Here is a 13,369-nt window from a genome sequence, read left to right as displayed (position 1 = left end):
GATAAGAAGGAAAGATTGAAAGTCAGAGCAGCGACTCTGGCGGCCAGGATGCAGCGGCCTCGTCTACGAAGGTGGGCCGCATGTCGGTGTGTTGGCGGGAATGCTCTATGCGGCGGTGCAGGGCATCCATGAAAACCTTGACCTTGGCGGGCATCAGGCGGCGGCCCGGGAAGACGGCATACACGCGCATCGGCGGCGATTGGAAATCCGTCAGCGCCTCCTGTAGCGCGCCGGAGCCGATCAGATCGGTAGCAAACACGGAGGTAATGCGGGCGACGCCCAGGCCCGCAATGGCGGCCTGCATGCGCAGTTCGCTGTTGGATGTGCGCATGCGGAAGTCCAGGGGCAGATTGATCGTCTCGCCGCCGGGCGTGCGGAACTGCCATTCGGCTTCGTTTGAGGTGCCGAGGCAGGGCCAATCGGCAAGCTGGTCTGGGTGGGTAAGCGGCCCGAGGCGTTCCAGCAGCTGCGGGGCGACGACCACGGCGCGCCGCAAATCAAAGACGCGCTGGGCGACGAGGCCGGAATCAGGCAACGGGCCACGCGGCACCGTCAGCATGATGTCGTAGCCCTGGGCGAGCGGGTCGATCTGGCGCGGCGCAACGTCCACTTCGATGCGAAGGCTGGTGTGCTCGCGCATGACTTCCAGCACCACCTCGGCGAGCTGCTTGGCGGCAAACTCATACGGCATGGCAATGCGCAAGGTGCCCGCGGGTGACTGAAACGTCGCTGCCGCGTCTTCCGACACTTCGCGCAGCCGCTGGAACAATGGGCCGGCGTCGCGCAATAGGGCTTCTCCGGCATCGGTCAGGCGCAGGCGGCGTGTGCTGCGCTCGAAAAGGCGCACGCCCATCTTGCCTTCCAGCCGCGACACCGCGGTGCTGACCGACGACTTGGGCAACCCCAGCCGGTCAGCCGCGCGCGTGAAGCTGCCGAGCGTGGCCACGGTGCAGAAAGTGTCCCAGTCGTTCCAGTCCGTCGTTCGCATAATTGAACAATGAATTTGTTGGCAGGCGATTTCCGCCGGTTTCGAGGCAAATTACCATCCCTGCATGAACACGCCAAGCACAGACCACATGGTTTCTCCGCCGTCCGCGCCTCGCAAACCAGTCGCCGCATCGACCGTCGGCAGCCGGATGGAGTTGCGCATGGTGGGCATGGTGATTGGCTTGGCGACGGGCGTGGACTACATGTCCAACCTGATGTTCTCGATTGCCGGGCCGCATATCGAAGGCGGGGTGCTGGCGTCTCAGGATGTGTATCTCTGGGCCGTGACGGCGTATGCGGCGGCGGCCAGCCTGGCGATTCTGGTAATGGGCCGGCTGGCCGATCACATGACTTACCGCAGACACACTCTGTTGTCGCTTCTGGTGTTCATCATCGGCACGCTGATGTGTGCGGCGGCCGAGGGCGGCACGATGCTGATCGTCGGCCGGGCGGTGCAGGGGTTTGGCGGCGGGCCGATGCTGTCGACTTCGCGCATCTTTGTGCAGCACAGCCCCGCGCACGAACGCCGCACGATGATGAAAGGCATGATCTACGGCATCTTTGGGCTGAGTTGCGTGTCACCGATGCTGTCGGCGGCGCTCACGGAGCAATTCGGCTGGCGCGCCATCTTCGTCGCGCAGTTGCTGGTGGCGGTGGTGGTGTGCGGGCTGGTGGCGGCGTTCTATCCGCATCCGAAGATGCACGAGCGCAAGGGCGATTTCGCCTCGCTCGACTGGCCCTCGGCCATCGCCTTTGGGCTGGCTGCGTTGATTGCGCTGCACGGTTTCCAGCAGGCCCGCTTCGTTCATCCCGATGGTTCGCCCGCGCAGGTGGTGCCGATCATTGCGGTGGTGGCGCTCATTATCTGGGTGGGTATTCGGCAGACGGGCCATCCCTTGCCGTGGGTCGACCTGCGGGCGACGCTGCAGCGGCGCTTCCTGATGGGCATGGTCTTCTACGCCATCTATTACCTGTTTGCGAGCGCGTGGGGTTTTCTCTCGTCGAGCCTGCTGCAGAACGGTTTGGGCTTCCGTTATGAAACCACCGCCCAGTTGATGAGCCTGGGCGGGCTGGTGACGGTTGCACTGGGCATCCTGAACTTTCAGCTGACGAACGTGCTGCCAACCAAGCGCGTGCTGATCTCCATCGGCTTCGTCCTGATGGCGACTGCGCTGCTGTGGATGTCGCATGTGGCCACGCCGGGCGCGTCGGTGGCGGCGGTGGTGCCGGGGTTCATGATCGAAGGTATGGTGGGGATGTTCGTGGTGATCCAGGTGGCGGGGCTGTCTTACGTGGATCTGCCAGCCAAGGATTTCGGGCATGCCTACCAGTTCAAGGGGATCATGCGGGCTTGGGCCCAGGCGTTTGGGACGATGGGGGCCACGTTGTTGCTGCAGCGCGGACAGGCACAGCATCGCACCGACCTGGTGGGGCACGTCAGCGCGCTGACGCCAGCTTGGCAGTGGCCGCATCCCCTGCAGGGTTCGGAGTTGATTCGCATCTCGGCCGAGATTGACCGGCAGGCGACGCTGTTGGCCGTGGGGGATTTGTTCGCCTGGGGCGCGGTGGTGGCGTTGGTTTGCGCGGGGGCGATCTGGTTGCAGCGGTCGTTGCGGTAAAGATCAATCCAACTTTTGTTCCGGTGCGGTGGCCTGCGGCATGTTGCAGTTGAAGGCTGGCGCCTCCTCTTGCAGGTTCAGATGGTTCATCAGCGTGGGCGCCAGGACTTTTAGCACTTGCACCGTCAGTGCGCTGGTGAATTTGTACTTGGCCGCGTCTGCGCCGGCTACGTACGCGACGACGGTGCCGAAGTAGCGATCTCCTAGATAAAAAACAAAGGCGCCGGAGCGGCTCACGACCCGCTCGGAGATGAGGCCGCCGCCGCGGCTGAAGGTTTTGAAGCGGTTGTCGCCGGTGCCGGTTTTACCGCCGATGGCGATGGGTTTGCCATCCTTCTGAACGAACGTTCCAGAGATCCGCTTGGCGGTGCCGCCTTCGACGACGCCGGCCAGCGCAGATTTGACCAAGGGCGGAATTTCGGGCGGCAGCACGCGTTCTCCGGCGTTGGGGTCGCGGCAGAGCATGACTTCGTAAGGCGTGTCGGCGGCGAAGCGCAGGCGGTCGATACGCACGCTGGGCACGCGGATGCCGTCGTTTTCGATGATGCCCATCAGCTCCGCCAGCGATGCTGGCCGGTCTGCCGATGCGCCGATGGCCGTTCCGTATGACGGCACCAGCGATTCAAACGGATATCCCAGCCGCTTCCACATGGCGTGAATCTGCTGAAACGCCTCGATCTCCAGCATCTGCTTGATGCGTTTGTCTTGCGCGGTCTTGCGGTGCGATTGCAGCAGCCATTTGTAGACGGACAGCCGTTCATCGGCGCTTGCCTCGTTCACCTGCGCAAGCGTGGCTTGAGGATGGGTTCGCAGGTACGCCACCAGCCAAAGTTCCAGCGGATGCAGCCGGGCGATGTAGCCGCGGTCGGCCAGGTCGAAACGTTGGACGGAATACTTCTCATACAGGTTGGTAAGTTCCGCCTCATCCAGTTTTGCACCGGGCAGGTAGCTGCGGATGAATGCCGCGAGTTTGCCGGGGCCGGCTTCCGGGTCGATGCTGCGGTAGATCGTGGCCAGCCGCACCGGTGTGGGGCGGGTGCTTTGCACGAGGATGGCTTCGCGCTGCTGGTCGGTCTTGCCTTTGTACTTCGTGTAGAACCGGCCCATGAACAGCTTGCCTTCGCGGTCGGCAAAGCGTTGCAGGTAGACCTGTCGCTGCGGGGAATCGGGGTTGGTCAACGCCTCGGCGCCGGCGTTGGGCAACTGATGCTGAAAGTAGCGCGAGATGTCACGCATGATCCGTACGAACACGAGATTGACGGAATGCTTGAGCCCCTCGCGCACCGTGAAGTTCTGCGTGCCTTCCCATTTCTCGAAGTTCTCGAAACTCTGCATGCCGCCGCCGGTGGCAAACCATTCGCCGGCGTTGCCGGAGTACTTGCGCTCCATCGACGCATCCAGCATTGCCTCGAGCGACCGGTCTTGCGTGTGAGCGAGGTAGTCCACCGCCCAGCGCTCGATCGGGTTCTGCACTGGGATGTTGATTTTGCGCAGCGCCGCCGCAGGCTGGTCGGCATAGCGCTTATGCAGCTCAGCCACGATCTGGAGATACGTCACCAGCGTGCGCAGCTTGGCCGTTGAGCCCAGATCCAGCTTGACGCCTTCGTTGATGTCGAACGGCTTGTCGAACGTGTCGGCCTGCACCAGCACGCGGTTGCCGCCCGGCGCCCGTTCATAGAGCGTGAAGCTGTAAGTCACGCCGCGCGGGTCGCCGCGCTCCAGCATCATGTCGCCGACGAGGCCGGCAGCCTTGGCTTGTGCCGGGTCGCGCAGCTTGCGCAGCTCAGTGGAGATATCGCGCTGCAACGGCGCATCGAGCGTGCTGCTGGCGGTCAGGTCGAGCCGGTCGAGCGCATACATGCGCGATATGCCGAGCATGCCCGCCAGGTTGACGCGCACGGCGTTTGTGCCTTTGTGCTCAATCGGCGGAGGCGGCACGCGTGTGTTCAGGGCCTGCTGCTTGAGCGATTGCGCGATCGCCGCATCGCGCAGCGCCGGCGGAATCACGCCGGTTACGGCCAGCACGCGCAGGTAGGCGTTGGTCAAGGTTTCGAGTTCATCGAGGTTCTCAAGGTAATACGACGGCCGCCGCTGCGATACGAGCAGGCTCAATGCCTCCTTGTATGCCAGAGCACGGTCTGCGAGTGGCGCGGCTGAGTTGGCCGACAGCAGCGCATTCACCTGCGCAAAGTCGCGTCCGTACCAGACCCACAGCGCATCGCCAATCCCCTGGATCTCGCCAAACCCGGCGCGCGCGCCCAGCGGCACGGTGTTCAGGTAATCGACTGCAAGCTGATGGCGCGTCGCGGTGGTGTCTTCGCCGTTCAGATAGGCGCGGGCAGATGCGGAGGCCATCTGGCGCAGTTTTTCGCTGGGGGAATCGGTACGGCCTTCCGGCGAGTGGCGGTACTTCTCGATTTGTGTGGCGAGCGTGCTGCCCCCGGGCGATTCATGCGCCGGGTTGACGACGTGCAGGGCGCGGTCCCAGACAGCACGTGCCAGTCGCGACCACTCCACGGCCGGATTGCGCTTGGGGTATTCGGTCTGCAACAGCGTTCGGTTCTCGATGGCGAGCAGCGAGTTGACCAGTAGCGGCGGTACCGACGCGAAATTGTCATACACACGTTCGGGGTGCCGTATGCGGTAGATCGGGCGGCCATCGTCGTCGAGCAATTCCAGCCCCGCTTGGTCTTTCTCGCGATAGGGCGGATTCATGCCGCTGTCCATTCGCTCGACCATCTCTTTGGATGGCGCCGCTTGCTGAGCGACGATGTAACCGCGCGAGCGCAGACGGTCTAGAAAGGTCGGAAGATCGTGATACCCGAGCCGCTCGTCGTAGGGGCCGGAGTTAGGGTAACGAGCCGAATTGTTAGGCCCCGGCTTGACAGGAAAGGTTTGCGATTTCGCCAGACCCGCGAAGTAGTGGGCTTGCCAAGCGGAGGTGCGAAATTCACGAGCGACAAGCAAGGCGGCTATCGCAAGCACCAGCGCCCCGACGAGGGCCAACTTGATGATGGGGCGGCGTATTCTTTTCACTCGCTTGCGCTCCAATCGCAGGCGGACGGGCGCCTTGCTTCAATCTAGCTCATGCGGCCGTCGTGTCCAGCGGCTTGTAACTTTTGGGCCGCCATTGCAAGCCTTACGAGGGTGCGTAATACGGGATCTTCTGCTCGTCATACAACCGATACGTCAGCGCCAGCATGGCACGGATGTCTTCAGACTCGTCGAGCAGGCGCGTGCTGAAGATAATTGGCGAGACCAATTGCGGATCGTCGAGTTCCATGTAGCAGACATCTTCCCGACGCAAGCCCGCCACGCTGCGCGGCACCACCGATATACCTTCGCCTGCAGCGACTAATCCCAGGGCAATTTGCAATTCCCGTGCCTCGTAGATCTTGCTGGGTTCCAGCGCGCGATCGTGGAAGAGGGCGAGCACCTGATCCGCATAGCTCGGGCGCGGTGCGCGTGGGTAGATGATGAGCGTGTCGCCGACAAGGTCGCGTAGGGATACGGCCGTCCTGCCGTCCAGCAGCGCATGGCCTGACGGCAGCGCGACGATCAACCGCTCATCGCGCAGGAGGATGCGTCGCACGTTCGGGTCTTCATAGCGGATGCGGCCGAACCCGACGTCGATGCGGCCGTCTTTCAACGCCTGGATCTGGTCCATGGTCGTCATCTCGTGCATGGTCAGATCGACCATGGGGTATTCCGCCCGAAAGCGCCGGATCACCTTCGGCAGCATCCCATACAGCGTCGACGCCACGAAGCCGACCGACATGCGCCGCTCGATCTGACCCACGCGCTGCGTCATCGACGCAAGTTCTGCGGTTTGCGCGAGCAACTGCCGCGCGTGCGCGTGGAAAAAGCGGCCGGCTTCGGTCAGCTTGAGCGGACGGCTGCCGCGCTCGAACAACAGCACGCCGACTTCCTCTTCCAACTGCTGGATCTGCCGCGAGAGCGGCGGCTGGGCGATGTGCAGCCGTTCAGCCGCACGCGTGAAATTCAGCTCTTCGGCAACGGCAACGAAATAGCGAAGGTGGCGCAGCTCCATTTTTATACCTGTGAGGTATGAAACTGATACTAAATCGGTGTTGGACGCAATAAATCGCGCTGCGTAATCTGGATTCCACGTTGATAGCAGTTCTTCTGATACCTGGAAAACATGATTCGCTCGATCGAGGCCATTCTAGTGGATGTGCCCACCATCCGTCCGCACAAGCTGTCTGTCGCCACCATGCACACGCAGACGCTCGTCCTCGTGCATGTGTGCTGCGAAGACGGCATCGAAGGTTGGGGCGAGGCCACCACCATTGGCGGTCTCAACTACGGCGAAGAAAGCCCCGAGAGCATCAAGGTCAACATCGACACGCACATCGCGCCGCTGCTGATCGGCGTGGAGGCGCGCAATGTGGCCGCAGCCATGGCCAAGGTGCGAAAGACCATCCAGGGCAACCGCTTTGCCAAGTGCGCGCTGGAAACGGCGCTGCTCGATGCGCAGGCCCGTCGGCTTGGCGTGCCGCTGTCGGAGCTGCTTGGCGGCCGCCTGCGTGATGCGCTGCCGGTGGCCTGGACGCTCGCCAGCGGCGACACGAAGAAGGACATTGCCGAGGCAGAGGCGATGCTGGCTGAGCGCCGCCACCGCATCTTCAAGCTGAAGATCGGCCTGCGCCCGGTGACAGACGATGTTGCCCACGTGCTGGCCATCAAGCGCGCCCTGGGCGACGCCGTGAGCGTGCGCGTGGACGTCAACCAAGCCTGGAGCGAGCTTGATGCCGCCAACGGTATCGCCGCGTTGCAGGCCGGCGGTATCGACCTGATCGAGCAACCGGTGCGTGCCGAGAACCGCGCCGCGCTGGAACGCCTCGCCCGCCAGTTTGCCGTGCCGATGATGGCCGACGAAGCGCTGCATGGTCCGCTGGACGCATTTGAGTTGGCCTGCGCTGCCAGCGCCGACGTCTTCGCCGTCAAGATCGCGCAATCCGGCGGCCTCGTGCCGGCCATGCAGGTAGCCGCCATCGCGCAGCTTGCGGGCATCGGCCTGTACGGCGGAACGATGCTCGAAGGCGCCGTTGGCACGGCAGCCTCCGCCCACGTGTTTTCCACCTTTGGCGAACTGCAGTTCGGCACCGAGCTGTTCGGCCCCTTGTTGCTCACGCAAGAACTGCTGACCGAGCCGCTGCAATACCGCGACTTCATGTTGCAGGTGCCCACCGGCCCCGGCCTGGGCATCCAGATTGACCGCGACAAGCTGGCGCGCCTGCGCCGCCAATAAGAACAACCAGACCAAGACACCCCACCAAGGAGCCCACGATGCTGTTCCACGTCCGCATGGATGTCCGCCTGCCGGCCGACATGCCCGCCGATGTCGCCAACGAGATCAAGGCGCGCGAAAAAGCCTATTCGCAGGATCTGCAGCGCAGCGGCAAGTGGCGCCACATCTGGCGCCTGGTTGGCGAGTACGCGAACGTCAGCGTCTTCGACGTGCAGAGCAATGCCGAACTGCACGACATCCTGACGGCGCTGCCGCTGTTTCCGTACATGGAGATTTCGGTGACACCGATGTGCCGTCACCCCTCGTCAGTTCACAGCAATGACGTCTGACATTCCCCCAGAAAACCACGTGGAGACACCCATCATGAACGCGCGCGTATTCCAAACGAAAGAAGTGCAGGATCTGCTGAAGGCCGCCACCAACTTGGACGGCAAGGAGGGCAACGCCCGCCTGAAGCAGGTCACCCACCGGCTGCTGGCCGATCTGTTCAAGGCCATCGACGACCTGGACATCACACCGGACGAGGTCTGGGCCGGCATCAACTACCTGAACAAGCTTGGGCAGGACGGCGAGGCCGCATTGCTGGCGGCCGGCGTGGGCCTGGAGAAGTATCTCGATATCCGCATGGACGCGGCGGACGCAGCGCTTGGCATCGACGGCGGCACGCCGCGCACGATCGAGGGCCCCCTGTACGTTGCGGGCACGACGGTGCGCGATGGCGTGTCCAGGATCGATATCGATCCGGACCCGGCTGCAGGCCCACTGATCATCCACGGCACGGTGACCGGTGCCGACGGCAAGCCGGTGGCTGGCGCTGTGGTCGAGTGCTGGCATGCGAACTCGAACGGCTTCTACTCGCATTTCGATCCGACCGGTGCGCAGAGCCCGTTCAACCTGCGCGGCGCGGTCAGGACCGGTGCCGATGGCAAGTATGAATTCCGGACGCTCATGCCGGTGGGCTACGGCTGCCCGCCCCAAGGTGCCACGCAGCAGTTGTTGAACGGACTGGCCCGCCACGGCAACCGGCCGGCGCATGTGCACTTCTTCGTCACGAGCAATGGCCACCGCAAGCTGACGACGCAATTCAACATCGAAGGCGATCCGCTGATCTGGGATGACTTCGCCTATGCCACCCGCGAAGAACTGATTCCGCACGTGGTGGAGAAAACCGGTGGTGCCGCGCTCGCCCTGAAGGCCGATGCGTACAAAGACATTGAATTCAATATTGCCCTGACGCCGCTGGTTCAGGGCAAGGACAACCAGCGCGTGAATCGCCTGCGCGCTTCGGCCGAGGCTTGAGGCCGAGTGCCTCAACGTGGAGAGAATCATGCCCGCCTTGATCGACAAAGCCAGCGAACTGGACCAACTGCTGTCAACCGCTGTGGTGGATGACGAAGAGGCCGGCATCTTCCGCTGCCGCCGCGACATCTTCACCCACCCCGATCTGTTCGAGCTGGAGATGAAGCACATCTTCGAGAACAACTGGGTGTATCTGGCGCATGAAAGCCAGATCCCGAACAACAACGATTACTACACCACGTGGATCGGCCGCCAGCCGATCGTCATCACGCGCGACAAGACCGGGGAGCTGCACGCGGTCATCAACGCGTGCGCACACAAGGGTGCGATGCTGTGCCGCCGCAAGCATGGCAACAAGGGCAGCTTCACGTGCCCGTTCCACGGCTGGACGTTCTCCAACACGGGCAAGCTGCTCAAGGTAAAGGACGAAAAGACGACCGAGTACCCAGTGCAATTCAACACGCACGGCTCGCACGATCTGAAGAAGGTTGCGCGGTTCGAAAGCTATCGCGGTTTCCTGTTCGGCAGCCTCAACGCCGATGTGCAGCCGCTTGAGGCGTACCTTGGCGAAGCGCGTGTGATCATCGACCAGATCGTCGACCAGGCGCCCGAAGGCCTTGAAGTGCTGCGCGGCAATTCTTCCTACGTCTATGACGGCAACTGGAAGATGCAGATGGAAAACGGCTGCGACGGCTACCACGTCAGCACCGTGCACTGGAACTACGCCGCCACGATGGGGCGCCGCAAGGAAGGCGGCACGCAGGCCGTGGATGCGAACAGCTGGAGCAAGTCGGTGGCGGGCGTCTATGGATTCGAGCACGGCCACATCCTGCTGTGGACGCAGACGATGAACCCGGAGGTGCGGCCCGTCTATGCGCACCGCGAAGAAATCAAGGCGCGCGTGGGCGAAATCCAAACGGACTTCATCGTCAACCAGACCCGCAACCTGTGCCTGTATCCGAACGTGTTTTTGATGGATCAGTTCAGCACGCAGATTCGCGTCGTACGGCCAATCAGCGTCGACAAGACCGAGGTCTCGATCTTCTGTTTCGCGCCAAAGGGCGAGAGCGCAACGGACCGTGCCACGCGCATCCGCCAGTACGAGGATTTCTTCAACGTCACCGGCATGGGCACCGCCGATGACCTGGAGGAATTCCGCGCCTGCCAGAACGGATATGCCGGCACCACCGCGCTGTGGAACGACCTGTCGCGCGGGGCGCCGCTGTGGATTCACGGCCCTGACGAGAATGCAACCAGGATGGGATTGAAGCCGCTCATCTCGGGCGAGCGCAGTGAAGACGAAGGCCTGTTTGTCTGCCAGCACGAATATTGGGTACGCGTCATGCGCGAGGCACTCAAACAGGAATGCGAAGGGGTGCCGGCATGAGCACGGATTACCAGAACATCTGCGCCGCCCTGTACCGCGAGGCGCGACTGCTGGACGACCGCCAGTGGGACGCGTGGCTCGAGTGCTACGCAGAAGACGTCACCTACTGGATGCCCGCATGGGATGACGACGACCAGTTGACCGACGACCCGCAGAGCCAGATCTCGTTGATGTACTACGCCAATCGCTGCGGGCTGGAAGATCGCGTCTTCCGCATCAAGACAGAGCGCAGCGGTGCTTCAACGCCGGAGCCGAGAACCAGCCACACCGTCGCCAACGTGGAAGTCGTTGCCGAACGCGGTGATGAAGTCGACGTGCGCTACAACTTTCACACGCTCAGCCACCGGTACAAAACCACCGACCACTTCTTCGGCACGATGTTCGTCACCCTGCGCCGCGTGCGCGATGGCTTCCTGATCGCATCCAAGAAGATCGTCCTGAAGAACGACTACATCCGGCAGGTGCTCGACGTTTATCACGTCTGATGTGCACATCCGTATCCAAGGCAGCGAGGTTTTCCATGTCCAGTTTCACAGTCGCATTGAATTTCGAGGACGGGGTGACCCGTTTCATCGATTGCAAAGCGGGCGAGAAGGTGCTCGATGCCGCCTTCCGCGCCAAGATCAACCTGCCGATGGATTGCTCCGATGGCGTTTGCGGGACTTGCAAGTGCCGCGCCGAGAGCGGAAGCTACGACCTCGGCGACGATTACATTGATGACGCCCTGACCGAAGACGAGAAGAACACGGGCCTCGTCCTGACGTGCCAGATGGTGCCGCAAAGCGATTGCGTGATCGCGGTGCCCACCACGTCGACCAGCTGCAAGACTGGTCAGAGCAGCTTCGGGACAACGGTGTCGAAAGTCGAATTGCATAACGACGCAGCCGTCGTGCTGGAACTGGACGTCGATGCCTCTGCGCCGGTGTTTCTCCCTGGCCAGTACGTCAACATCGGCGTGCCGGGCAGCGGCCAGCACCGCTCGTATTCGTTCTCATCCGCGCCGGGAGAATCGAAGATCAGCTTCCTGATCAAGAAGATTCCCGGTGGCGTGATGAGCCGTTGGTTGGAAACCGCACAGCCGGGCGACAAGCTCGATCTGCACGGGCCGCTGGGCAGCTTCTATCTGCGCAATGTGCAGCGGCCGCTGTTGTTCCTTGCAGGCGGCACAGGGCTCGCGCCGTTCCTGTCGATGCTTGAAGTGCTGGCACGCACCAATTCGCAGCAGAAGTTGCATCTGATTTATGGCGTGACCCGTGACCTCGACCTGGTGCAGGTCGATGCGCTTGAAGCCTATGCAGCGCGGCTGCCGAACTTCAGCTACGCCACCGTCGTGGCCGACGCAGCGTCGAATCATCCGCGCAAGGGTTGGGTGACGCAGCACGTGCCCGCCAACGCCCTGAACGATGGCGACGTGGATGTCTATCTGTGCGGGCCGCCGCCGATGGTCGACGCTGTACGCAAGTACTTTGACGACGAGGGCGTGAAGCCCAATAGCTTCCACTACGAGAAGTTCACGCCCAATGCAGTACCGGAGGCGAAGGCGGCATGAACATGCAACGATTTTCAGGCAAGACCGTCGTCGTGACGGGCGCGGCCCAAGGGATCGGGCGCGGCGTGGCATTGGCTGCGGCAGAAGAGGGCGCCCAGGTGCTGCTGGTGGATCGCGCAGAGCTGGTCTACGAGGTGCAGGCCGAGATTGCCGCAGCGGGCGGCCGGACCCGTGCCACGACGGCCGATCTGGAAACCTACGCTGGCGCTCAATACGCGGTGCAGGCGGCGCTTGATGCCTATGGTCGCATTGACGTACTGATCAACAATGTCGGCGGCACGATCTGGGCGAAGCCGTATCAGCACTATGAAGAGGCGCAGATCGAGGCAGAAATTCGCCGCTCGTTGTTTCCCACGCTGTGGTGTTGCCGCGCCGTGCTGCCGCACATGGTGGAGCGCCGGCAGGGCGTGATCGTGAACGTCTCGTCGATTGCCACGCGCGGCATCTATCGGATTCCGTATTCAGCGGCCAAGGGTGGCGTGAATGCGCTCACGGCTAGCCTGGCGCTGGAGCATGCGCAGGACAACATCCGCGTCAACGCCGTCGCGACAGGTGGCACCGAGGCGCCGCCGCGGAAGATTCCGCGCAACACGGCGCCCATGTCGGAGCAGGAAACCGCGTGGTACCAGGGCATCGTCGACCAGACCATTGCCAGCAGCCTGATGCACCGCTACGGAACGATCGACGAGCAGGTGCGGGCGATCCTGTTTCTGGCTTCGGACGAGGCCTCCTACATCACTGGGACGGTGTTGCCGGTGGGCGGTGGAGATTTGGGCTAGGTGCGCATGAAGCGCCCCAAACAAAAACGGCGCCGATGCGCCGTTTTTTACGTGCCTTTGCGGCATGGCTGACGATTCAGCCGCAGGCTTTAGCCCAAGTACGAACCCGACTTGCCGACCACTTCTGCGTACACCAGGTTGTCATCCCAACCGCTGCGGAAGAAATTGACCACTGCGCGCAGCAGCGATGGGCGACGGGCGGCCTGCACTTGAGCTTGGCCGGCGAACTTGGGGGTGTAACAGGCTTGCTGGATCATGATGTTTTCTCTCGTTGCGTTATCTAGGGTTTTCCCGAGTATAGGGTTATCCCTAGGACAGAGCAATGAGGCAATGCAAACGTGAAGTCCATTTTGAACATCACTCGCAGTGAATAATCCGTGGGACCTTGTGTTCCGTGGCGCAGCGTCTAAGTCCGCCTGACCGAGGCTTGCTAAATGTGACCTATAAAGCCTTTTTTATTGCGCCGGAAAAGATTTT

Annotated in this window: 12 protein-coding genes; 8 read left to right on the top strand and 4 right to left on the bottom strand. The window is 62.4% G+C overall.

Going from position 1 to position 13,369, the window contains the following annotated elements:
- Positions 1–22: 22 nt before the first annotated feature.
- Positions 23–988: a LysR family transcriptional regulator gene (locus BM136_RS03865; RefSeq protein WP_092970416.1), complete on the bottom strand. Its 966-nt coding sequence runs from the start codon at positions 986–988 to the stop codon at positions 23–25.
- A 64-nt stretch (positions 989–1,052) separates the two neighbouring features.
- Here BM136_RS03865 and BM136_RS03860 point away from each other — a divergent pair, with 64 nt between their 5' ends.
- Positions 1,053–2,606: an MFS transporter gene (locus BM136_RS03860; RefSeq protein WP_092970414.1), complete on the top strand. Its 1,554-nt coding sequence runs from the start codon at positions 1,053–1,055 to the stop codon at positions 2,604–2,606.
- A 3-nt stretch (positions 2,607–2,609) separates the two neighbouring features.
- Here the strand turns inward: BM136_RS03860 and BM136_RS03855 are convergent, their stop codons facing one another.
- Positions 2,610–5,642, bottom strand: a complete 3,033-nt coding sequence (locus BM136_RS03855; RefSeq protein WP_092970741.1) for a transglycosylase domain-containing protein — start codon at positions 5,640–5,642, stop codon at positions 2,610–2,612.
- Positions 5,643–5,745: 103 nt separating this feature from the next.
- Positions 5,746–6,657: a LysR family transcriptional regulator gene (locus BM136_RS03850; protein WP_092970412.1), complete on the bottom strand. Its 912-nt coding sequence runs from the start codon at positions 6,655–6,657 to the stop codon at positions 5,746–5,748.
- Between the two features lie 111 nt (positions 6,658–6,768).
- On the opposite strand from BM136_RS03850, the gene BM136_RS03845 reads away from it, so the two are divergent.
- The 7 genes from BM136_RS03845 to BM136_RS03815 are packed head-to-tail and all read left to right on the top strand — an operon-like array spanning position 6,769 to position 12,892.
- A complete protein-coding gene (locus tag BM136_RS03845) occupies positions 6,769–7,878 on the top strand; it encodes a muconate/chloromuconate family cycloisomerase (RefSeq protein ID WP_092970410.1) in 1,110 nt (369 codons plus the stop codon).
- Between the two features lie 38 nt (positions 7,879–7,916).
- Positions 7,917–8,207 carry a muconolactone Delta-isomerase gene (gene catC, locus BM136_RS03840; RefSeq protein WP_092970409.1) on the top strand — a complete coding sequence of 97 codons (291 nt, stop codon included), beginning with the start codon at positions 7,917–7,919 and terminating at the stop codon, positions 8,205–8,207.
- A 34-nt stretch (positions 8,208–8,241) separates the two neighbouring features.
- Positions 8,242–9,177 carry a catechol 1,2-dioxygenase gene (catA, locus tag BM136_RS03835; protein WP_092970407.1) on the top strand — a complete coding sequence of 312 codons (936 nt, stop codon included), beginning with the start codon at positions 8,242–8,244 and terminating at the stop codon, positions 9,175–9,177.
- 28 nt (positions 9,178–9,205) lie between these two features.
- Complete coding sequence (locus tag BM136_RS03830; RefSeq protein WP_092970405.1) at positions 9,206–10,564, top strand: SRPBCC family protein; 1,359 nt, start codon at positions 9,206–9,208, stop codon at positions 10,562–10,564.
- Positions 10,561–11,049, top strand: coding sequence for a benzoate 1,2-dioxygenase small subunit (gene benB / locus BM136_RS03825; RefSeq protein WP_092970403.1), 489 nt, complete (start codon positions 10,561–10,563; stop codon positions 11,047–11,049). Before BM136_RS03830 ends, benB begins: the two co-directional genes overlap by 4 nt.
- Before the next feature lie 35 nt (positions 11,050–11,084).
- On the top strand, positions 11,085–12,113 hold the full coding sequence (gene benC, locus BM136_RS03820) for a benzoate 1,2-dioxygenase electron transfer component BenC (RefSeq protein WP_092970401.1): 1,029 nt from the start codon (positions 11,085–11,087) through the stop codon (positions 12,111–12,113).
- On the top strand, positions 12,110–12,892 hold the full coding sequence (locus BM136_RS03815) for a 1,6-dihydroxycyclohexa-2,4-diene-1-carboxylate dehydrogenase (RefSeq protein ID WP_092970399.1): 783 nt from the start codon (positions 12,110–12,112) through the stop codon (positions 12,890–12,892). The genes benC and BM136_RS03815 overlap by 4 nt, the downstream gene beginning before the upstream one ends.
- A gap of 89 nt (positions 12,893–12,981) precedes the next feature.
- Here the strand turns inward: BM136_RS03815 and BM136_RS25315 are convergent, their stop codons facing one another.
- Complete coding sequence (locus tag BM136_RS25315; RefSeq protein ID WP_175537070.1) at positions 12,982–13,149, bottom strand: hypothetical protein; 168 nt, start codon at positions 13,147–13,149, stop codon at positions 12,982–12,984.
- Positions 13,150–13,369 lie beyond the last annotated feature (220 nt).

The organism is Ralstonia sp. NFACC01, assembly GCF_900115545.1.
Classification (GTDB): Bacteria; Pseudomonadota; Gammaproteobacteria; order Burkholderiales; family Burkholderiaceae; genus Ralstonia; species Ralstonia mojiangensis.
This window is presented reverse-complemented; position numbering and strand designations above follow the sequence as displayed.

Excerpts from the sequence above, each read along its gene's own strand:
- BM136_RS25315 (WP_175537070.1), bottom strand. The coding sequence starts at position 13,149 with ATGATCCAGCAAGCCTGTTACACCCCCAAGTTCGCCGGCCAAGCTCAA.
- BM136_RS03845 (WP_092970410.1), top strand. The coding sequence starts at position 6,769 with ATGATTCGCTCGATCGAGGCCATTCTAGTGGATGTGCCCACCATCCGT.
- BM136_RS03815 (WP_092970399.1), top strand. The coding sequence starts at position 12,110 with ATGAACATGCAACGATTTTCAGGCAAGACCGTCGTCGTGACGGGCGCG.
- catA (WP_092970407.1), top strand. The coding sequence starts at position 8,242 with ATGAACGCGCGCGTATTCCAAACGAAAGAAGTGCAGGATCTGCTGAAG.
- BM136_RS03850 (WP_092970412.1), bottom strand. The coding sequence starts at position 6,657 with ATGGAGCTGCGCCACCTTCGCTATTTCGTTGCCGTTGCCGAAGAGCTG.
- benC (WP_092970401.1), top strand. The coding sequence starts at position 11,085 with ATGTCCAGTTTCACAGTCGCATTGAATTTCGAGGACGGGGTGACCCGT.
- BM136_RS03830 (WP_092970405.1), top strand. The coding sequence starts at position 9,206 with ATGCCCGCCTTGATCGACAAAGCCAGCGAACTGGACCAACTGCTGTCA.
- catC (WP_092970409.1), top strand. The coding sequence starts at position 7,917 with ATGCTGTTCCACGTCCGCATGGATGTCCGCCTGCCGGCCGACATGCCC.
- BM136_RS03865 (WP_092970416.1), bottom strand. The coding sequence starts at position 988 with ATGCGAACGACGGACTGGAACGACTGGGACACTTTCTGCACCGTGGCC.
- benB (WP_092970403.1), top strand. The coding sequence starts at position 10,561 with ATGAGCACGGATTACCAGAACATCTGCGCCGCCCTGTACCGCGAGGCG.
- BM136_RS03860 (WP_092970414.1), top strand. The coding sequence starts at position 1,053 with ATGAACACGCCAAGCACAGACCACATGGTTTCTCCGCCGTCCGCGCCT.